Annotated in this window: 23 protein-coding genes; 8 read left to right on the plus strand and 15 right to left on the minus strand. The window is 33.7% G+C overall.

Features of this window, described 5'->3' with window-relative positions:
* The first annotated feature begins 161 nt into the window (after nucleotides 1–161).
* The 4 genes from EMTOL_RS15290 to EMTOL_RS15310 all read left to right on the plus strand — a co-directional run bounded on the left by EMTOL_RS15290 (nucleotide 162) and on the right by EMTOL_RS15310 (nucleotide 3,238).
* Complete coding sequence (locus EMTOL_RS15290) at nucleotides 162–476, plus strand: type II toxin-antitoxin system TacA family antitoxin (RefSeq protein ID WP_015030216.1); 315 nt, start codon at nucleotides 162–164, stop codon at nucleotides 474–476.
* Nucleotides 439–942 (plus strand): hypothetical protein, encoded by a 504-nt coding sequence (locus EMTOL_RS15295; RefSeq protein ID WP_015030217.1) that lies wholly within the window; start codon nucleotides 439–441, stop codon nucleotides 940–942. The genes EMTOL_RS15290 and EMTOL_RS15295 overlap by 38 nt, the downstream gene beginning before the upstream one ends.
* Before the next feature lie 275 nt (nucleotides 943–1,217).
* Entirely contained in the window at nucleotides 1,218–2,075 is an 858-nt protein-coding gene (locus tag EMTOL_RS22230; RefSeq protein WP_015030211.1) for a tyrosine-type recombinase/integrase, read from the plus strand.
* Nucleotides 2,075–3,238, plus strand: coding sequence for an IS91 family transposase (locus EMTOL_RS15310; protein ID WP_015030212.1), 1,164 nt, complete (start codon nucleotides 2,075–2,077; stop codon nucleotides 3,236–3,238). Before EMTOL_RS22230 ends, EMTOL_RS15310 begins: the two co-directional genes overlap by 1 nt.
* A gap of 619 nt (nucleotides 3,239–3,857) precedes the next feature.
* Here the strand turns inward: EMTOL_RS15310 and EMTOL_RS15315 are convergent.
* The 6 genes from EMTOL_RS15315 to EMTOL_RS21890 form a co-directional block, all read right to left on the minus strand.
* Nucleotides 3,858–4,799 (minus strand): outer membrane beta-barrel protein, encoded by a 942-nt coding sequence (locus EMTOL_RS15315; RefSeq protein ID WP_015030218.1) that lies wholly within the window; start codon nucleotides 4,797–4,799, stop codon nucleotides 3,858–3,860.
* A gap of 475 nt (nucleotides 4,800–5,274) precedes the next feature.
* Entirely contained in the window at nucleotides 5,275–5,922 is a 648-nt protein-coding gene (locus EMTOL_RS15320) for a hypothetical protein (protein WP_305953252.1), read from the minus strand.
* Between the two features lie 459 nt (nucleotides 5,923–6,381).
* Entirely contained in the window at nucleotides 6,382–6,750 is a 369-nt protein-coding gene (locus EMTOL_RS15325; protein WP_015030220.1) for a hypothetical protein, read from the minus strand.
* Between the two features lie 425 nt (nucleotides 6,751–7,175).
* On the minus strand, nucleotides 7,176–8,129 hold the full coding sequence (locus tag EMTOL_RS15330; protein ID WP_041693611.1) for a hypothetical protein: 954 nt from the start codon (nucleotides 8,127–8,129) through the stop codon (nucleotides 7,176–7,178).
* A gap of 561 nt (nucleotides 8,130–8,690) precedes the next feature.
* Nucleotides 8,691–9,524 (minus strand): IS5 family transposase, encoded by an 834-nt coding sequence (locus EMTOL_RS15335; RefSeq protein WP_015027236.1) that lies wholly within the window; start codon nucleotides 9,522–9,524, stop codon nucleotides 8,691–8,693.
* A 73-nt stretch (nucleotides 9,525–9,597) separates the two neighbouring features.
* Nucleotides 9,598–10,140 (minus strand): hypothetical protein, encoded by a 543-nt coding sequence (locus EMTOL_RS21890; RefSeq protein WP_015030224.1) that lies wholly within the window; start codon nucleotides 10,138–10,140, stop codon nucleotides 9,598–9,600.
* A gap of 251 nt (nucleotides 10,141–10,391) precedes the next feature.
* On the opposite strand from EMTOL_RS21890, the gene EMTOL_RS22235 reads away from it, so the two are divergent.
* The 3 genes from EMTOL_RS22235 to EMTOL_RS22495 all read left to right on the plus strand — a co-directional run bounded on the left by EMTOL_RS22235 (nucleotide 10,392) and on the right by EMTOL_RS22495 (nucleotide 12,787).
* Nucleotides 10,392–11,249 carry a tyrosine-type recombinase/integrase gene (locus tag EMTOL_RS22235; RefSeq protein WP_015030211.1) on the plus strand — a complete coding sequence of 286 codons (858 nt, stop codon included), beginning with the start codon at nucleotides 10,392–10,394 and terminating at the stop codon, nucleotides 11,247–11,249.
* The gene (locus EMTOL_RS15355) at nucleotides 11,249–12,412 is read left to right on the plus strand and encodes an IS91 family transposase (protein ID WP_015030225.1); all 1,164 of its coding nucleotides are present in this window, start codon (nucleotides 11,249–11,251) and stop codon (nucleotides 12,410–12,412) included. Before EMTOL_RS22235 ends, EMTOL_RS15355 begins: the two co-directional genes overlap by 1 nt.
* 183 nt (nucleotides 12,413–12,595) lie before the next feature.
* Nucleotides 12,596–12,787, plus strand: a complete 192-nt coding sequence (locus tag EMTOL_RS22495) for a hypothetical protein (protein WP_305953253.1) — start codon at nucleotides 12,596–12,598, stop codon at nucleotides 12,785–12,787.
* 194 nt (nucleotides 12,788–12,981) lie between these two features.
* Here the strand turns inward: EMTOL_RS22495 and EMTOL_RS15360 are convergent, their stop codons facing one another.
* From EMTOL_RS15360 to EMTOL_RS15390, 8 genes are all read right to left on the minus strand, one after another.
* Complete coding sequence (locus EMTOL_RS15360) at nucleotides 12,982–13,638, minus strand: hypothetical protein (protein WP_015030226.1); 657 nt, start codon at nucleotides 13,636–13,638, stop codon at nucleotides 12,982–12,984.
* Nucleotides 13,639–14,063: 425 nt separating this feature from the next.
* Nucleotides 14,064–14,348: a hypothetical protein gene (locus EMTOL_RS15365; protein WP_041693612.1), complete on the minus strand. Its 285-nt coding sequence runs from the start codon at nucleotides 14,346–14,348 to the stop codon at nucleotides 14,064–14,066.
* Nucleotides 14,349–14,746: 398 nt separating this feature from the next.
* Entirely contained in the window at nucleotides 14,747–15,148 is a 402-nt protein-coding gene (locus EMTOL_RS15370) for a TonB family protein (RefSeq protein WP_015030227.1), read from the minus strand.
* 371 nt (nucleotides 15,149–15,519) lie between these two features.
* Nucleotides 15,520–15,963, minus strand: a complete 444-nt coding sequence (locus EMTOL_RS15375) for a hypothetical protein (protein ID WP_015030228.1) — start codon at nucleotides 15,961–15,963, stop codon at nucleotides 15,520–15,522.
* Between the two features lie 115 nt (nucleotides 15,964–16,078).
* On the minus strand, nucleotides 16,079–16,645 hold the full coding sequence (locus tag EMTOL_RS15380; protein WP_015030229.1) for a hypothetical protein: 567 nt from the start codon (nucleotides 16,643–16,645) through the stop codon (nucleotides 16,079–16,081).
* An 81-nt stretch (nucleotides 16,646–16,726) separates the two neighbouring features.
* The gene (locus EMTOL_RS22500; RefSeq protein WP_305953254.1) at nucleotides 16,727–16,861 is read right to left on the minus strand and encodes a hypothetical protein; all 135 of its coding nucleotides are present in this window, start codon (nucleotides 16,859–16,861) and stop codon (nucleotides 16,727–16,729) included.
* A gap of 144 nt (nucleotides 16,862–17,005) precedes the next feature.
* Nucleotides 17,006–17,263 carry a Txe/YoeB family addiction module toxin gene (locus EMTOL_RS15385; RefSeq protein WP_015030230.1) on the minus strand — a complete coding sequence of 86 codons (258 nt, stop codon included), beginning with the start codon at nucleotides 17,261–17,263 and terminating at the stop codon, nucleotides 17,006–17,008.
* A 3-nt stretch (nucleotides 17,264–17,266) separates the two neighbouring features.
* Entirely contained in the window at nucleotides 17,267–17,521 is a 255-nt protein-coding gene (locus EMTOL_RS15390) for a type II toxin-antitoxin system Phd/YefM family antitoxin (RefSeq protein WP_015030231.1), read from the minus strand.
* 56 nt (nucleotides 17,522–17,577) lie between these two features.
* On the opposite strand from EMTOL_RS15390, the gene EMTOL_RS15395 reads away from it, so the two are divergent.
* Nucleotides 17,578–17,724 (plus strand): hypothetical protein, encoded by a 147-nt coding sequence (locus EMTOL_RS15395; protein WP_305953255.1) that lies wholly within the window; start codon nucleotides 17,578–17,580, stop codon nucleotides 17,722–17,724.
* Nucleotides 17,725–18,030: 306 nt separating this feature from the next.
* Here the strand turns inward: EMTOL_RS15395 and EMTOL_RS15400 are convergent, their stop codons facing one another.
* Nucleotides 18,031–19,689 carry a caspase family protein gene (locus EMTOL_RS15400; protein WP_305953256.1) on the minus strand — a complete coding sequence of 553 codons (1,659 nt, stop codon included), beginning with the start codon at nucleotides 19,687–19,689 and terminating at the stop codon, nucleotides 18,031–18,033.
* Between the last annotated feature and the right edge of the window lie 18 nt (nucleotides 19,690–19,707).

A 19,707-nucleotide genomic window follows, 5' to 3' on the forward strand; every position in this document is an offset into this window, starting at 1 on the left:
TAATAAAGACAATTTACAGAGATAAGACAATTTACAGAGATAAGATAATTTACAGAGATAAGACATTTACAGAGATAAGACATTTACAGAGATAAGATAATTTACAGAGATAAGACATTTACAGAGATAAGATAATTTACAGAAATAAGATAATTTACAGAATGGGAACTTTAATTAATGATAGGATTGATGTTCGAATTAGCAAAGAGCAAAAGGACTTAATTAAGTTTGCTTGTGATTTAAGTGGATTTAAGAATCTAACAGAGTTTGTCGTTTTTTGTATTAACAAAGAGGCTAATAATATTATTATTGAAAATAGTAAGATTCTTAAAAGTATTGAGGATAAGAAAGTGTTTTTAAATGCTCTATTGAATCCTCCTCCACCTAACTCTAAACTTAAGAAAGCCCAATCAAATTATTTAAAATATCTTAAAGAAAATGAATTTGAGAATAACAGTATTAGAAAAAAAGTATGATAAATCAAATTTTAATTGTGGCTATATTTTATTGAATGATTATATACAAAAACAAGCTAAACAGGATGTAAATAGAGATTTATCGGCTTGCTTTGTTTTAACTGATGAAAATAATGTTGTAAAGGGCTATTATACCCTTTCAGCAAATTCAATTAAAAGAGAAGAGTTTTCTGAAGAATTAATTAGGAAAATGCCTCCTAGTTATGTTGATATTCCGACTATTCTATTGGGGCGTTTAGCAATTGATGAAACTATTAAAGGCAATGGATGGGGAGAGTTAATGTTAATGGATGCTTTGAATAGAAGTTTATCAATTTCAGAAAGTCTAGGAACTGTTGCTGTTGTGGTTGACCCGATTGATGAAATAGCTCAAGCATTTTACTCAAAATACAGTTTTATTTTACTTCCTAGTTCAGGGAAAATGTTTCTTCCAATGAAAACGATAGAAAGTTTAATAGTTAGATAAAAATAGTTAAATACAGGAAAGCGGAGTCCTAATTTTAGGACTCCGCTTTTTTATATTAAAAGGTATTACATTCCAACGGCACGCAAGTGCGATGTTGGGGTTTGGTTTTTGATTTAACTAATTGAAAATAAGGCGTTTACGCACTTGCTCGTGTTGAACCAACAACTAAGTTGAAGGGATATTGTAAAAATAGTAAAAAAAATAGATAACTTGTTGACTCATTAAAACAATATTCATGATGTTAACAAAAAAACAGTTTTTATGTCGCTGTAAAGTTGAGTGCTGAGTCGGAGAAGCTTTTGCGAGAATTAGAAAATTACCTCAGAGCTAAACGCTATTCCCCACGCACGGTCAATAATTACAGCTATGAGATTCGGTATTTGCTGAGTCATTATTCCGACCGCTCGGCCTATAGTCTGGTTCAGACCGACATCATCAATTACCTGACTTACATCCAAGAGCAATTCAATGCATCGTGGGGCAAATGTCATACCGCCGCCCAGGCAATGAGTTGCTTTTTTCAACACATTCTTCAACTACCAGCCATCCGAGCACGCTCATTTTATCCCCTCAAACGACAAGTGTACCCCAATATACTCAGTCAGCAAGAGGTGGGAATGGTTTTAAATTGTTGTGAAATCTTGCAACACAAGGCCATTGTATCAGTTTTTTATGGAACGGGCGTTCGCCTGAGTGAATTACAACACCTGAAATTGAGCGACCTTGATAGACCCAATTTACGGCTTCGAGTATCCCATGGCAAGGGTAATAAAGAACGCTACACCTTACTTTCAGAGAAGTTATTGAGTTTATTAGAAGAATATTGGCGAGCGTACCGCCCCAAAGTTTACCTTTTTGAGGGGCGACTGGTAGGCAAGCCCATGAAGGCTCGAACGATTCAGTTTCATGTAGCCAGTGCTATGGGTCGAGCGGGCTTGTTGAGTCCCGAGCGTCGATTGTCATGTCATACTTTGCGTCATAGTTTTGCTACCCACCTGCTGGATGCCGGCACCGACGTCCATACGATTCAGCAGTTGTTGGGTCATTCTCACATCTCCACGACGATGGTGTATTTACATCTGCAAGAGAGCAAACGTCGCAATATCATCAATCCTGTAGATAGCTTTCTTTGATGAATAAGCAAGAAAGTTTACAAGGGGTTTTTAGCAAAGCACAAAGAATGGTCTTTAATTCATACTCCAAGAGCGTTTTTGGTCAACTGAGCACTTGCCGCACCCTTTCCAATGGCTATCATCTGAGTCAATGCAGCGATTGTGGGCATCAGCAGATGCAGTTTCATGGCTGTGGGAATCGGCATTGTCTGTTTTGTGGACACTTCGGTCGAGAGCAATGGGTCGGCCAACGTCGAGCAGAATTATTGCCAACGACTTACTATCACGTGGTCTTTACGCTGCCTCATGAATTGAATGGCTTGGTGATGGGCAATCGTACTTTACTATATAATTTGTTATTGGAGTCATCCTCTCAGACGCTCATACAGTTTGGTAAAGACCCCAAATATTTGGGTGCTGAAATTGGTATAACGTCGGTACTGCACACGTGGGGCCAGAATTTGTCGTTTCATCCGCATGTTCACTGCATTGTCAGTGGGGGAGGATTTGACGGAAATCAATGGCAAAATAGTAAGCGAGTAAGTGGGAAGTTTCTGTTTCCAGTGGGAGCAATGAAGATAGTCTTCAAGGGCATTTTGATGAAAGGTTTGCGAAAACTACGGCCCAAACTACGACTTGATAAGCTTAATTTTGAAGACTTATTAAGTCAGATTGGTCAGAAAGCGTGGAATGTGTATGCCAAACGGCCCTTTGGTGGAGCGATGGGGGTTTTAGAATACTTAGGTAGATACACTCACCGAATCGCCATCAGTAGTAGTCGCATCACCGAGGTAGGGCAAACGACGGTGAGTTTTAACTACAAAGACTACGCCGATGGGAGTAAAGTCAAACAAATGACGCTGAGTCATGAAGAATTCCTACGTCGTTTTGAGCAGCATATCCTTCCGAGGTATTTTGTTAAGATTAGACATTATGGATATTTACGCAACCGAGGTAAGCAAGAACGGCTCAAACAGATACTTGCGAGCCTGCAATTATCGGAGCGGAAGCCTATACCCAAGCTAACTGTTGAGCAGTTTATGCAGGAAAAATACGGGACAGGCCTTGGAAAGTGTCCATGTTGTGGGGAAGGAAGAATGGTCTCGATAGCTGTGACTTATAGTCATCGTTGCGAGCCAATACAAGCATCATTCCAAGTGAGAAACAAGGCTTCACCGGTGTAAAGATTGATTGAAAAGAGGCGACATCAATCAAACGACATTTGGCAAAAATTAATCCCAAGGTTTGGGTAGGGGTATTTATTGCTCAATTGCATCAAAACACCAAAGAAAGCCATGTTTTAAGCCAAAAATAGTTGAAAGGGGAGAACAAACACATCTACTTTTTGCCCTAATAAATTGCTTGGCATGCCCCGTTGTCGGCCAACACAAGATAGACAAAAGCCCGATATACCTTCGAGTACATCGGGCTTTATTATAGGGGCTTTCGTCTATCTTTCAGATTGTTGGAATTTCGGAACTTTGAGACCGCTCTGATTTGCTGTCCAACGGACAGCAGCACGCCAAAGAACCCATCCCACCAACTAAATTGCTGAAAGTAAATTTGCATGGAAAAATCTAAAAAAGCAATTGTGTACCAAAATATTTTGAGTTTTGGAGAAAAAGTTGCGAAACTACCACGCAAATAACCTGTCGAAGACCAACTTGGCGAGCAGAAAACGAACTGCTCTACTGTCCTGTCCGCCGAAAACTATGCGTTTGATAACTTAAAAACCAGCGAATTTTGCTTGTCGGCAGTAATAACGGGCTTGACCGAAAAAAACAAAACTATTTTAGATATAGTCTAATTGTTAAACTTTCTCTTTCGTTTATTAAAAGTAGCTCCAATAACCACCCCTAAGTTTTTATTTCTGACAAGAATATCATTCAATTTAACATATCGAAATCCCTGAGAATACCGAATTTCCATAAATACATTTCCAAAATCTTTTTGTTTCATTTTGAAACCTAAACCGACTATACTACCAAAATCTATAGGAGTATTTGTGTTTAACTTCGTATTTGTATATGTAAATCCATGACTAATGTATGTAGGTTTTGTCATAGCAAATGAACCATATCCTCCAATGGATAGATAGCATTTAGTTTTATTGCCAACTCCAACATTCAATGAAACAGGTACTTCTATGTATGGAATCCTAATATTTGCAATACGACCTTTAGCTGTACCGTCAAATGCTCGTAATCTCGTTCCTTTTTGTTCATAGTTAATTCCAGATGAAATCCATACGTTTTTGGTGAAACTATATTGAATGTTTGCTCCAAAAATAACTCTAAAATCATTTATCTGAGGTATATTCGTCATTTCTGTGTAGTTATCAAAATGGACATTTTGAAGTCCAGTATTAATGCCGAATTCAATTTGATGATTTGGTGCGGATTTTTGCTTACTGTATTTTGGTAATGTTAATACATATTTAGAGATTAAGTCAATACTATAACCTTTATTTTGATAATCAAGTATTTCCTTTAAATTATTTGACGAAGTTTTAATATGGTTGTTGATGATAACAATTATAATATCATCATAAACGCCACTCTTTTTTAACAAGTTGATTTGTTCTGTTTCTTGAAAGTCCAAACTTAGTTCTAAGGCTTTTGAAATGACTTTTTCTGAATGACTATTCTTTGTTAAGATTTCCATCACTTCACTTTTGGTCAGTTTTTGAGCAAGTGAATAAAGAGAAAATAGCAATGTGAAAGTTGTAAGTATAGTTTTTTTCATTATGATATAGTTATTTTTGATTTTAAGTTAGTGTGAAAATTTCCAACGACCGCAAATGAGATGATGGGCGAAAAGCTGGGTATTTGGTTATATAATATTTAACTTTTACTTATTTGCAGCGTTGGGACTCACACAACTTGAAAGCTTTGCTAATCAAATGTCCACCAATAACTAAAAGTGCCAAGGTGGAAAAAATCTTAGAATCTGCCACGAAAGTCGCTGACCAAATCCGCATACCAAGTTCTGAAAAAAGAAAATGAAAAGCAAAAGAATTTGTTGATTGGAGTTAAATTTGAGTGAATACCACTCATTTTGAGTGTCGCCAACCCACTGAAAGAGTAGAAAACCCCAAATAAAGTAGGTGAGAACTGTCCTGTCACTCGAAAACTTAGCGTTTGTAAGTTTGAAAAACCAGCGAATTTTGCTAGTCGTAAGTGACTATGAGCTTAAATTAACTGTATAAAGGTGTAAGTAATTAACGATTATTGTGTCTTTTTTCCAACTCAATAAATAAAATATCTTGTTCTTCCACACTGAGTTCAGTTCTAATGCGAACTAAGTAATTTAATTCATCATCGGTTAAATTTGAGTATTCATTTTTAATTTGTTTGAACTTTGGAGAAAAATGTCCTTCAAGTTCGTTTCCATTGATTAGAAATTCATAAATTAAATCTGCAAATTCTTTCCTAAGTTGCTTATCAAAAAGTTCCGTGTATATATCAGAATAGATTATCAATTTGGAATTTTTATAATCAATTAGAATTTTAAAATTTAAATCACAAACGTCCATAGCATTAATTACAGGCCGAGGAGTAACCAAATTTTCAAATTCTACTAAAGTTGTTAATATATAAGTATTGTCGTTAATTGTATAACAATGGTTAACTTTAAAGTTTCTCAATTTTATTGGTCTTTCAATTGGTAACATTTTTTCGATATTCTCAAAATTCTCAATTTCCTTTTTTAAAATTTCAATATCAAGCGAATCACCAAACTCAGCTCTGTAATTTGGGTCAATTAGATTTTTAGGCAAATTATTACTCCTGATTCGTGATTGTAGACTGGGGAAAAAACGATAAATACCAAGAATTGCAAGAATACAATATATTATAAGTGATATCATAAATGTACTTTTTGTTTACGTTTCCAACTTTCGCAAATGAGATGATTGGTGAGGAGTTGGGTATTTAGGTTTAAAATTAATAACTTTTACTTATTTGCAGCGTTGGGACTCACACAACTTGAAAACTTCGCTAATCGAATGTCCACCAACAACTAAAAGTGCCAAGGTGGAAAAAATCGTAGAATTTGCTCTAATCGAATGTCGCTAACCAAATCTGCATACCAAGTTCTGAAAAAGAAAAATGAAAAGCAAAAGAATTTATTGTTTGGAGTGAAATTTGAGTAAATACCACGCATTGGAAACGTCGAAAGTGACTATGCGTTTGAAATTTTGCTGAGAACTAACACATGAAAACATCTCTTTTGTCCTGTTGCAAGTGCCTGTAAGCTAAAACTGTCAAACTATTTCAGCAGCATACGCTGAAAAACAAAATAAGAGGTTATCACAGAGATGTAGTAGTTAATTTTTTAATTTTATCATTTCTATCTCTACATTATTGTTTGTGTTATCTTGTCCTTTGAGAATTAAAAAAATATTTTTTTCTTCATTTTGGCAAAATTCAACGTAAATATTTTCACTAACTATTTTGAATTTCAACCCTTCAATAAATATTATTTCTTTTACTGGTAAAAATTTGCTTGACTTAGAGAAAGTGATAAAATACCTTTTTGACTTTAGAATAACGTGTCCCAATATTCTATCACTTTTATTATTAATGGGTTCATATTTCCCCAAGTATTTATTAAAATTCTCTGGAATTTTCTTGTTTTGTGCAAAAATAAGTGTTGGCAAGAATACAATACTAAGATTAATAAGTATAGATTTCATTTTTTTTGTTTCCAACTTTCGCAAATGAGATGATGGGAGAGAAGTTGGGTATTTTGGTTTATAATTAATAACTTTTACTTATTTGCAGCGTTGGGACTCACACAACTTGATAACTTCGCTAATCGAATGTCCACCAAAAACTAAAAGTGCCAAGGTGGAAAAAATCGTAGAAAATGCTCTAATCGAATGTCGCTCACCAAATCTGCATACCAAGTTCTGAAAAAAGAAAATGAAAAGCAAAAGAATTTATTATTCGGAGTGAATTTTGAGCAAATACCACGCATTGGAAATGTCGAAGTTGACTATGCGTTTGAAATTTTACCGAGAATAAACTCTTTATAACTTCACTAACTAAACGTTTCTTACTAACTTAAAAAGAAAATCAAAGAACTTTTTTAGTAAAATGGTAGTAACAAACCATTATTTTATCTCCACGCAATATCCATAAAACCATTCTCTAATAGTTTTTCTTTTTCATCAATAGTTACCAAAGCAATTCCAAAATCACAAATATTACTCAAACTCACAAATAATTTGTTTGAGTTGTCATCAATATTATTTAAAATATCATTAAGTACAAATATCAAATTTATCGAATCTACATAATTAGAAGCTATTTCTAATGAATAAATTTTTGAAAACTTCGCAATTTTAATATTGAATTGATACATATTGCCTTGTTTCGGAAGAGGAGTAAATTCTAAATCAATCAAGGGGTTATATATTTTAAAGCTTTTATCTATTAATTTTTGATAACTTTCAACAGACCAAATACCATCAGGGCTATCAAAAAAGTATTGAGAAGAAGTGATAATTTCAGAAAAATTAATTTTATTATCAAAGTTTAAAATATTTAAGTTGTCAATATTACTTAACGATTCAATAGGAACAAATCTTGAAATATCATACTTACTTGTTTGTGGTTGAAATATTGTACTATCAATATTTATAACAGTAGGATAATTACTTTCATTGATAAATATAATATACATCAGTTTATCCCCCCAATTAGATCTTGCAAACGGTAGAATTTTGGTTACTTTCAGTTGTTGATGATACCGTTCAAAATAATTTTTAAATACTTCAATTAAGAAATATGGATTTGAGCGTGTTTCTTCGTGGTTTACAGGCTTTTTACGTCCATTTTCTATAGAATCAAGTTCCAAAAAATTCAATACGTCAAATGTTCCGAAGTTCCAAAAAGTAAATGAAATTTGTTTATCAGGATTATCAAGTAAAAAATTAATAATTTTACTCGCATTTGTAGGATATTTACATTTATGTTTATTTTCAAGCCATTCTAATACATTCATTTTAGTTTTGGGCTTAAAAGAAAAAATTCTAATTAGTTTATTTTCAAACCATTCTAATATATTCATTTATTTTCGTTTCAGTTCATTCCAACTTTCGCAAATGAGATGATAGGCGAAAAGCTGGGTATTTAGGTTTAAAATTAATAACTTTTACTTATTTGCAGCGTTGGGACTCACATAACTTGAAAGCTTCGCTAATCGAATGTCCACCAACAACTAAAAGTGCCAAGGTGGAAAAAATCGTAGAAAATGCTCTAATCGAATGTCGCTCACCAAATCTGCACTCCAAGTTCTGAAAAAAGAAATTGAAAAGCAAAAGAATTTATTTGTCGGGGTGAAATCTTAGCAAATACTACGCTAATCGAATGTTGACCGAGCCTTTAAACTGGAACATTTTGCTGAGAACTAACAGCTTGTGCTTCGCTTTTGTCTTGTTGCAAGTGCCTAAAAAACTGTCAAATTATTTCAGCAGCATACGGAATTGATTAATATTCAATAACTTTTAACTCATTTATTACTACAATTGAATCACTAAAGCGTTGATTGTACATAGAATGGTAGTCAACTTTTATTTTCGTTTTGATAAATGGCATTGCCAACTTATTTATATAATGAACTTGTTTAGGATTAACTTTTATATTTAATTTTTCGTAAAAAACGAACTGAGAATGCCAATAAATTTAAAGCCACCCAGTTAATTGCTTTCGTTTCAAACCTGACAAGTAATGCTTTGAAACTATCCATCCAAGCATTAGCGTGCTCAATGAGTACTCGTCGTTTGTATAACTCTTCATCAAAATGCTGATATTCAGTAGATTGATTTTCTATTTTGTTATTTCGAGAATTAACATCAATATTGGCTTCAATTTCTTTATTTTTACAAATTTGACGAAATTCTTTGCTATCGAATCCAGCATCAGCATTTAGAAAAAGGCCTCTGAGATTAATTCCTGCTTTTATGAGCATTTGACACAGTTCTTCAAAGAGTTCCTGAATATTATAAAGGTCGTTGTGTTTTCCTTCTTGTGGGCTGGCACATGCCAACATTTGTCCCTGATTATCAGCTAAAAAGAGCAAATTAGTTGTTTTTGATGCTTTTCGACCTTGATACCCAACAGCTTCACCTCCACGTTTGGCAAGTGTATGACTACCATCAAGTTGGATACAAGATAAGTCTAAATATGAATAGTTTGATGCTAAAATATTTATCCAAACTTTTGTCCAAGAGCCGTCCTTGACCCATTCATTAAAGTGATAATAGACTCCTTGCCATGTTAAAACCTTATTATTAAAAAATTGCTTTACTGGCAGTTGACGCCATTGACAACCTGTTTTCAAACGATATAAAATTGCTGAAACAATAGCTGTCAACTGTTCTATTTCACACTCTTTTCCACGTAAACCAATACTTAAATTTGGTAATATATATTGTTCAATCGTATTTTTACTCAAGATTTCCACTGTAGGTCTTTTTGATGATTCGCACCACAAAATTCAACCTATTTTGGGAATCTTTTTATAATACTAAACAACCTCAATTAGTCATACTTAAACTATCAGATGTAATTTGCAAAATAATTACTTCTTCATTGGCAGAAATAGCAGAGTTAGGTTCAAAAGAAAAATAAGTAATATTATTATACTGCATACTATGAGGAATGTTCAATTTTGCAAAAATTTCAGTCCAAAAATTTGCATGCATTTTACTTGTCGTATAAACTTGACCATCAGAAAAAATAAAACTCATATCATCAATGATTGCAGGCCCTATTCCTTTATTTTTGACTTTTACTAAGAAATTACTTTTGTTTTTGCCGTGGGCATCTAAGAAACTAAATTGTACTTTTGGCTTTACACTTAATTCATTGTGTACTCTAATTTTGTAAAATTGGTAAACTGTTAAGAATAAGGTACATAAAGAAACAAAGATAGCAGTTAATGGTATTGCATTTTTTTTTGATAAAATTCTCTCTTCCTTAGAGACTCCGATGGATTGAACTCTAATTGTTTCATCTTCTATTGAAATATCACTTTCTGATAAAGTCGTTTTCTTAACTGACTTTTTACTTTTTTTCATTTTCAATACTTAACATTAAGTTTACTATGTTATAGTTGTTTTTTACTTCCAACGCTCGCAAGCAAGATGATTTTGAAGCGAATATTGAGTTAATTAGTTGATTATCAAACTTTTACTTGCTTGCTTGAGTTGAACCAACAACTAAGTTGAAGGGATATTGTAAAAATAGTAAAAAAAATAGATAACTTGTTGACTCATTAAAACAATATTCATGATGTTAACAAAAAAACAGTTTTTATGTCGCTGTAAAGTTGAGTGCTGAGTCGGAGAAGCTTTTGCGAGAATTAGAAAATTACCTCAGAGCTAAACGCTATTCCCCACGCACGGTCAATAATTACAGCTATGAGATTCGGTATTTGCTGAGTCATTATTCCGACCGCTCGGCCTATAGTCTGGTTCAGACCGACATCATCAATTACCTGACTTACATCCAAGAGCAATTCAATGCATCGTGGGGCAAATGTCATACCGCCGCCCAGGCAATGAGTTGCTTTTTTCAACACATTCTTCAACTACCAGCCATCCGAGCACGCTCATTTTATCCCCTCAAACGACAAGTGTACCCCAATATACTCAGTCAGCAAGAGGTGGGAATGGTTTTAAATTGTTGTGAAATCTTGCAACACAAGGCCATTGTATCAGTTTTTTATGGAACGGGCGTTCGCCTGAGTGAATTACAACACCTGAAATTGAGCGACCTTGATAGACCCAATTTACGGCTTCGAGTATCCCATGGCAAGGGTAATAAAGAACGCTACACCTTACTTTCAGAGAAGTTATTGAGTTTATTAGAAGAATATTGGCGAGCGTACCGCCCCAAAGTTTACCTTTTTGAGGGGCGACTGGTAGGCAAGCCCATGAAGGCTCGAACGATTCAGTTTCATGTAGCCAGTGCTATGGGTCGAGCGGGCTTGTTGAGTCCCGAGCGTCGATTGTCATGTCATACTTTGCGTCATAGTTTTGCTACCCACCTGCTGGATGCCGGCACCGACGTCCATACGATTCAGCAGTTGTTGGGTCATTCTCACATCTCCACGACGATGGTGTATTTACATCTGCAAGAGAGCAAACGTCGCAATATCATCAATCCTGTAGATAGCTTTCTTTGATGAATAAGCAAGAAAGTTTACAAGGGGTTTTTAGCAAAGCACAAAGAATGGTCTTTAATTCATACTCCAAGAGCGTTTTTGGTCAACTGAGCACTTGCCGCACCCTTTCCAATGGCTATCATCTGAGTCAATGCAGCGATTGTGGGCATCAGCAGATGCAGTTTCATGGCTGTGGGAATCGGCATTGTCTGTTTTGTGGACACTTCGGTCGAGAGCAATGGGTCGGCCAACGTCGAGCAGAATTATTGCCAACGACTTACTATCACGTGGTCTTTACGCTGCCTCATGAATTGAATGGCTTGGTGATGGGCAATCGTACTTTACTATATAATTTGTTATTGGAGTCATCCTCTCAGACGCTCATACAGTTTGGTAAAGACCCCAAATATTTGGGTGCTGAAATTGGTATAACGTCGGTACTGCACACGTGGGGCCAGAATTTGTCGTTTCATCCGCATGTTCACTGCATTGTCAGTGGGGGAGGATTTGACGGAAATCAATGGCAAAATAGTAAGCGAGTAAGTGGGAAGTTTCTGTTTCCAGTGGGAGCAATGAAGATAGTCTTCAAGGGCATTTTGATGAAAGGTTTGCGAAAACTACGGCCCAAACTACGACTTGATAAGCTTAATTTTGAAGACTTATTAAGTCAGATTGGTCAGAAAGCGTGGAATGTGTATGCCAAACGGCCCTTTGGTGGAGCGATGGGGGTTTTAGAATACTTAGGTAGATACACTCACCGAATCGCCATCAGTAGTAGTCGCATCACCGAGGTAGGGCAAACGACGGTGAGTTTTAACTACAAAGACTACGCCGATGGGAGTAAAGTCAAACAAATGACGCTGAGTCATGAAGAATTCCTACGTCGTTTTGAGCAGCATATCCTTCCGAGGTATTTTGTTAAGATTAGACATTATGGATATTTACGCAACCGAGGTAAGCAAGAACGGCTCAAACAGATACTTGCGAGCCTGCAATTATCGGAGCGGAAGCCTATACCCAAGCTAACTGTTGAGCAGTTTATGCAGGAAAAATACGGGACAGGCCTTGGAAAGTGTCCATGTTGTGGGGAAGGAAGAATGGTCTCGATAGCCGTGATTTATAGTTTTCGTTGCGAGCCAATACAAGCATCATTCCAAGTGAGAAACAAGGCTTCACCGGTGTAAAGATTGATTGAAAAGAGGCGACATCAATCAAAAGACATTTGGCAAAAATTAATCCCAAGGTTTGGGTAGGGGTATTTATTGCTCAATTGCATCAAAACACCAAAGAAAGCCATGTTTTAAGCCAAAAATAGTTGAAAGGGGAGAACAAACACATCTACTTTTTGCCCTAATAAATTGCTTGGCATGCCCCGTTGTCGGCCAACACAAGATAGACAAAAGCCCGATATACCTTCGAGTACATCGGGCTTTATTATAGGGGCTTTCGTCTATCTTTCAGATTGTTGGAGTTTAAGAACTTTGAATGCTCTTCTTTCCGAGTGTCACCCGACAAATAAGCGACTCAAAGATATAAAAAAAGTAGCCGCTATGGAATAGTATAAACCGCAAAGTTTTCGAGAAAAAAAGCCTTTGAATTATTTTTCTAATCTCACGTCGCACGAAACTTTGCAAGCTGTTGCTCCAAAAATGTAGAAGCTATCGAGAATAAACACTTTAAAGATTCGCTAATTTCACGTCGCAGTAGCCTATAAGTTTGACAAAATAAACTATTTCAGTCGCATACAGAATTGTTAATTTGAATTATTTTCTACAAATGAAATTCCCTTTTCAATCCATCTCATGCAGTCATCAAAAAAAGCAAAATCAATATCTATTAAAAACTTAGAATTTGACCAGAATTTTGTTGAGGTTTCATTTCTCGTTATTTCATAAAACTCTAAATCATCATGTGCGAGTACTGAGTTTCTAACATTTAAAAGGTTAATTTTTAATGTTTCGTATTTATCAATGTATTCACTCGGAATAGATATTTGTTCAATTTCATTTAGATATTTATCTTTAATTTTAATATTCTCCCCTTCTTTATTTTTTTTGGAGTCGCCTCTGTTTAAAATTTTGCAATACAAAACTATTGATTGTATTTTTAGACAGTTTTTTATCTCAATCAAATCTTGTGTATCTCCGAATTGTAAATTTTCAAGTTTACTTTTTCTGTCATTTTTGTATAGCTCTTCACCTCTTAAAAAGGTTTCTTGTGAAGTGATATGCAAAACTGGTGTATAAATACCACTATTTTTGTAGGGCTGATTCAATAGATTCTTTTTCTGTATTTCTTCGTTTTTATTAGAAAGCATCAATTCAATCTGTTGTGAAAGAAATATATATCTTCTTGCTTGCCTTAAAGCAGACGACCATAAAAGAAGTCTATCTTTCTCTATTACTTTCATAGTGTGTCTTTAAGATTAAAAATTTATTGTTTTGTCCTCGTTCCAACTTTCGCAAATGAGATGAAGGGCGATGAGTTGGGTATTTAGGTTTAAAATTAATAACTTTTCCTTATTTGCAGCGTTGGGACCCACACAACTTGAACACTTCGCTAATCGAATGTCCACCAACAACTAAAAGTGCCAAGGTGGAAAAAATCGTAGAATTTGCTCTAATCGAATGTCGCTAACCAAATCTGCATACCAAGTTCTGAAAAAGAAAAATGAAAAGCAAAAGAATTTATTGTTTGGAGTGAAATTTGAGTAAATACCACGCATTGGAAACGTCGAAAGTGACTATGCGTTTGAAATTTTGCTGAGAACTAACACATGAAAACATCTCTTTTGTCCTGTTGCAAGTGCCTGTAAGCTAAAACTGTCAAACTATTTCAGCAGCATACGTGTTGCTCTTCACTTAAAAAGTTAAACATCTTTTGAGAATAAGGTAAATCTTCTAAAACACAGAATGGAATACATTCCATTTCCTTTTCATGCCATAATGCTAAATCTTTAATTTTATCGCTTATCGGATAACGCCAAAATAACTCAAACAACTCAGACCAGTCTAAATGTTCGAGTTTAAAATGTTCAATTGCCTTTTCAATGCAGCATATAGAAAAAGCAAACCTACCTCTAATTGTTACATAAAAAAACTCGTGATTTTCTATCTCCACATTTATTTTTTTTGATTCGTTTCCAACTTTCGCAAATGAGATGATGGGCGAAAAGCTGGGTATTTAGGTTTAAAATTAATAACTTTTACTTATTTGCAGCGTTGGGACTCACACAACTTGAAAACTTCGCTAATCGAATGTCCACCAAAAACTAAAAGTACCAAGATGGAAAAAATATTATAGAAATTGCTCTAATCGAATGTCGCTGACCAAATCTGCATGCCAAGTTCTGAAAAAAGAAATTGAAAAGCAAAAGAATTTATTTTTCGGAGTGAAATTTGAGAAAATACCACGCATTAGAAACGTCGAAAGTGACTATGCGTTTGAAATTTTGCTGAGAAATAATACTTGAAAACTTCGCCTTTGTCTCGTTGCAAGTGCTTATATATAACTACAATTTACTCAGGTTCGATTTTGATTGGAATTGTGTACTTTACTTTTCGCTTGGAATTATTTACCCATTTTGGCATATTATTAATAACACTACAAACAGAGTTGTTTAACTGTTTATTTAAACTGCCCTTAATAACTTTTGCATCAGATATTGAGCCATCTTCATTAATTATAAACGTAATAAATATTTTTCCAGTAATATTATTTCGATTTAAGTTTTTCGGATATTTAATATTTTGACCTAAGTATTTGAAAAGGTCTGGAATTCCGCCAGGATAATAAGGTTGTTCTTCTATTGGGTCAATAATTTCTTCAGATTCTCTTGAAACTGCATTTGATAGGTCAGTTTTAGGCTTTTGGCAAGCAACTGTCCATATGAGAATGAAAATTATTGAAATATATTTCATTTTAAAACCGTTCCAACGCTCGCGAGCAAGATGATTTTGGAGCGAACTTTGAGTTAATTAATTGATTGTCAAGTTTTTACTTGCTTGCTTTCGTTGGACTTTCGAGCCTTTGAACGCTCTTCTTTCCAAGTGTCGCCAAGCACCAACAAACACAAAGATATAAAAAACGTAGTATAATCAGAGAGGTTTTTGCGAAAAAAAACTATGCAAACCGATCTGATTTCACGTCGCAGGTAACTATGCAAGCAGTAGCCCCAAAAACGTAGAAGCTATTGAGAGTAAACACTTTAAAGTTTCGCTAATCAACCGTCTGAGGTAACTATGTGCTTGACAAAAACTGTCAAACTATTTTAGCAGCATAGGCATTAAGATTAATCATTTATGTCAATAACTGCTTGTTTATATTGCTTTATTAGATTTTCAATTCCTTCTTTATTTAAACAATAATCGTGAATTGGATAAGAAATTTGGTTTAAACTGTCAACTAATATATTATTTTCATAATATTTAATTTTTTTCAAACCATTTGGGACTGATGTTATTATGTAGGGAAAATCCAGATTTTCGTAGTAAATATTTTCTGGATTAAGTTCTGTTATGGGGATTTCCCATTTTTTTAAACTAATAATTTGATTTTGGCCTATGTAGATAGTCAATACTTTAGAATTTTCATCATAAAATGCTTTTTCATCCACTTCAATTTGATTTGTACCTTCAAAACAGTTATTTATGCTATTGACTACAAAAGATATATGTTTTTTAGTTTCACAGGAAGTGATACCAAAAAATAAAAATACTACATATATTATTTTCATATCAAAGTGTTTAAAATTTCGGTGAAAACTCAGCGTTTTAAATTTTGCTAAGAATTCACACTTGAAAACTTCTCTTTTGACTTGTTGCAAGTGCCTGTGAGCAAAAATAATCAAACTATTTTACAGAACCAATTTCTGTTTCTATAGTTACAACATTTGCTCCACATTGTGAAAGTAGTTCAATAAAATCAATTAATAAAGAATCAGGTGCTGTTCCAAAATCAATTTCAAACTTATAAAAATTGTTATTCAAAGTAGGAAATGTTGAACTATGAATAGCTCCTATAAAATTACTTTCATTTAATTCATCATCAATTTTTAAATTCTCTGTAACCCAATTTGATATTATTTGCAACTGAATTTTATCAACTGAGAACTGACATTTACTCCACCAAAACGGTTTTATGGTTATAGCAGTATTACTTATAAGGTAATTTTGAGTTGAATAATTTAAGAAGTCATCAAGTTGAATTTCTAAAATGTTGTATTGATTGTTTTTATCTTTTGAAATGAAATCTGCACGAATTAAATTATATGGACTGCTGCTCCCTTCAGTTTGAATTAATAGTTCAGTTGCTGGATTGTCATTTTGTTTTGATTTAAACAAGGACGTGCTTGCTTCTTTGAAAAAGTTGAAGTAGCGTAATTGTTCTTTTGAAATAATGCTCTTCAAGTCTTCCATTTTTTTAAAAATTTCCAACTTTCGCAAATGAGATGATGGGCGATGAGTTGGGTATTTGGGTTAAAAATTAATAACTTTTTCTTATTTGTAGCGTTGGGACTCACAAAACTTGAAAGCTTCGCCAATCGAATGTCCACCAAAAACTAAAAGTGCCAAGGTGGTAAAAATCGTAAAAACTGCCCTAATCGAATGTCGTTCATCAACTCTAAGTGCCAAGTTCTGAAAAAAGAAAATGAAAAGCAAAAGAATTTATTTAATGGAGTAAAATTTGAGCAAATACCACGCATTGGAAATGTCGAAGTTGACTATGCGTTTGACATTTTTGAAAACTTAGCGATATTTGCGTGTCGGAGATAACGATTAGTCATAATGAAATCGGCATTTTAAAATATGGATTTCCTCATTTTCATATCTGTAAATTAAGCGATGTTCATCATCAATTCTTCTTGACCAAAATCCAGAATATTTATGTTTTAATGGTTCGGGTTTACCAATTCCGTCAAAAGGATTTCTTGAAATATCTTTCAAAAGCTCATTAATTCTTTTTACCTTCTTTTTATCTGTATTTTGCCAATAAATATAATCTTCCCAAGATTCATCTACAAAAATATATTTCATATTTTATAACTCAATTAAGTCTTTTGTAAATGATTTACCATTTTTAAACTTTTCGATGGCAGAATCTAATCTATTTTCATTTTTTCGAGAAGATAACTCATGATTAGTAGCCATCAGCGAGTTGTATTCTTCTAAAGACATAACTACGATTCCCTCATCTTTGCCACGATTGATAATTAAAGTTTCAAAATTTTGGACAACCTTATCAAGGTAAGATTTAATATCTTTTCTAAAGTCAGAAATATTTGCTGTTATCATGTTTGTACGATTATTTGTACAAATATAAGTACAAAAGAATTAAGGTACAAGTAATTTTGAAGAAAATTGGCTTGATTGAAGAAAAACGTTCCAACGACCAGCATTGTGATGGGCTTGGATTGATTTTAGAGTTAATTAATAAAGTATCAGTCCTTTACACAATGCTTTCGAGTTGGACTAAACTGACTTTGCGTCCGCTCTGATAAGACGTCCGAAGGACGGCTGGCACGCTAACCAACCCAAGCCAGCAAAGCTGAATGCTGGAAGTAAATTTGCACGGAAAAATACAAAAAAGCAAATGAGTTGGATAAAACTTTGCGAGTCGAAGAAAAGTTAGCAAAAATACCACTCAGAGGATTTGTCGCAAGCCAACTATGCAAGCAGAAAAACCAACATGGCAAGCCAGAATGCTGTTTCGTCGCAAAAAATTAGGCGTTTGAAAGATTGAAAACTTAGCGAATTCGGCTCGTCGGAGGTTAAACTGTCAAACTATCTTAGCAGCATACGGTTTAAAATTTATTAATTATTAAACTATTCATAATTAAGTTAAAGAATTGAGAGTACACTTCTTTTGCTTTATTCAAATCAATGTATTTTTTATCAATTTGAAAACTTACAATTAGGTCAAAGTGTTTATATGTAATGAAATATTGCTTGAAATAGAAAGTAGCATTGTAATCTATTCTCTTAAATTCATCTTCAAATTCTAAAATTATACCATGACATCCATCAATAATAATACGTTTTTCACTTATTTTATTAATTTTTTCACTTGCAATCATTTCATAAATATATTCAGAATTGAGCTTAATATCTGCAATTTCTTTCAACATTTCCCTCGTCCAGTTTTCTTGAATAATGTCTGGATTCGATACAACTGTAAAAGTTGCTAATACAGTTTTATCAAAGTTATTTGTCAACCATAAGACATGCGGACGCTTACCTTCTTTAACTGTCCAACTCAACGGTATTTCAACTTGAAAATCAAAACCTGTGGATTTTTCATTATTATTGGATTTAAGAGTTTTACGAAAATTATTTATAAATTCTTTTATTGGGTCAATGCGATATTCTGTTTTATTTGCCAATAAACACTCTAATATTGGAGATGGTATTTCTCCATTAGCTCTTAATGATACTTCCTTCAAAAATTCAATGGCTTCTTCAAAAGATATATCATCATTTTTTAAATATTTTTCGAAGTGTTTTGTAACCATATCTTCATATTTCTCCCAACTATCTCCTAAGATTCCTCTTAATTTCTCAACTATATTTTCAGGTGAAGTACTATAGGTTATAGCCCATTCGGTTTTTACCTTAAGAACATCTCTTCGCAATTGAGGGAATTTATTCTCAATTGTATCAAGCGTCTTACTTTGGCCTAAAAAATATCCATATGTTTTCATATGAATATTAAAATCTTCATTTGATATTTTATTTTCAGTAATTGATGATTTATTTTTATTAATATCTGTTCGGACTAATATCATTTGTCCATTTTCGTGTCCACCATTTTTAATTTCTCCATAAACAGGTTGTTGATTAGCAATATTACCTGTTTTTAGAATTACCTCATTTGATAGTTCAAGAATAGTTATATATTTATTTCGATTATTTGTAAGTTGCTCAATTAAGGAGTTGGTAAATGGGCTACCTTGTCCAGGTTTTCCATCCGACACAGTTTCAATCCCTCCTGATGCTAAATACCATCTTGATTTTTTTGAATCTAATTTTTCGTAGCTTATATCAAAGTTATTATTAACACTTCTGGTAAGAAAAGTTCCAGAAAAACAAGAGTCAGAAATCAAGAATATGTGCTTAGCATCTATATCTTCAATTTTATCTTTGATTAGAATATTTGGAATATAATCTACCGCTGAATCAGAAGCATCAAATGGTATCCAAGCCCCTTTGTTAGTATGTGTATTTATTTGTCCATGCCCTGCAAAGTATATTATTAAATTATCTTCTTTAAAAATTGAGAATTGCAAAGATGATAATTTCTCAATAATATTTTTTTGTGTTGCAGATTCATTATAAATAGGTTCAACAATCAATTCAAAACCGTAATTTTGAGTGAGTTCATTTATTAAATGTTCACAACCCAATACCGCATTATTAAGATTTTTATATTTATCATTTTGGTATCTATCTATTCCAATTACCATTAGGTAATTTACTCGGTT

Origin of the sequence: Emticicia oligotrophica DSM 17448, assembly GCF_000263195.1 — a bacterium.
Taxonomy (GTDB): Bacteria; Bacteroidota; Bacteroidia; order Cytophagales; family Spirosomataceae; genus Emticicia; species Emticicia oligotrophica.

Coding starts and splice junctions, on each gene's coding strand:
- EMTOL_RS15290 (WP_015030216.1), top strand. CDS start 162: ATGGGAACTTTAATTAATGATAGGATTGATGTTCGAATTAGCAAAGAG.
- EMTOL_RS15295 (WP_015030217.1), top strand. CDS start 439: ATGAATTTGAGAATAACAGTATTAGAAAAAAAGTATGATAAATCAAAT.
- EMTOL_RS15310 (WP_015030212.1), top strand. CDS start 2,075: ATGAATAAGCAAGAAAGTTTACAAGGGGTTTTTAGCAAAGCACAAAGA.
- EMTOL_RS15315 (WP_015030218.1), bottom strand. CDS start 4,799: ATGAAAAAAACTATACTTACAACTTTCACATTGCTATTTTCTCTTTAT.
- EMTOL_RS15320 (WP_305953252.1), bottom strand. CDS start 5,922: ATGATATCACTTATAATATATTGTATTCTTGCAATTCTTGGTATTTAT.
- EMTOL_RS15325 (WP_015030220.1), bottom strand. CDS start 6,750: ATGAAATCTATACTTATTAATCTTAGTATTGTATTCTTGCCAACACTT.
- EMTOL_RS15330 (WP_041693611.1), bottom strand. CDS start 8,129: ATGAATATATTAGAATGGTTTGAAAATAAACTAATTAGAATTTTTTCT.
- EMTOL_RS21890 (WP_015030224.1), bottom strand. CDS start 10,140: ATGAAAAAAAGTAAAAAGTCAGTTAAGAAAACGACTTTATCAGAAAGT.
- EMTOL_RS15355 (WP_015030225.1), top strand. CDS start 11,249: ATGAATAAGCAAGAAAGTTTACAAGGGGTTTTTAGCAAAGCACAAAGA.
- EMTOL_RS22495 (WP_305953253.1), top strand. CDS start 12,596: ATGCCCCGTTGTCGGCCAACACAAGATAGACAAAAGCCCGATATACCT.
- EMTOL_RS15360 (WP_015030226.1), bottom strand. CDS start 13,638: ATGAAAGTAATAGAGAAAGATAGACTTCTTTTATGGTCGTCTGCTTTA.
- EMTOL_RS15370 (WP_015030227.1), bottom strand. CDS start 15,148: ATGAAATATATTTCAATAATTTTCATTCTCATATGGACAGTTGCTTGC.
- EMTOL_RS15375 (WP_015030228.1), bottom strand. CDS start 15,963: ATGAAAATAATATATGTAGTATTTTTATTTTTTGGTATCACTTCCTGT.
- EMTOL_RS15380 (WP_015030229.1), bottom strand. CDS start 16,645: ATGGAAGACTTGAAGAGCATTATTTCAAAAGAACAATTACGCTACTTC.
- EMTOL_RS15385 (WP_015030230.1), bottom strand. CDS start 17,263: ATGAAATATATTTTTGTAGATGAATCTTGGGAAGATTATATTTATTGG.
- EMTOL_RS15390 (WP_015030231.1), bottom strand. CDS start 17,521: ATGATAACAGCAAATATTTCTGACTTTAGAAAAGATATTAAATCTTAC.
- EMTOL_RS15400 (WP_305953256.1), bottom strand. CDS start 19,689: ATGGTAATTGGAATAGATAGATACCAAAATGATAAATATAAAAATCTT.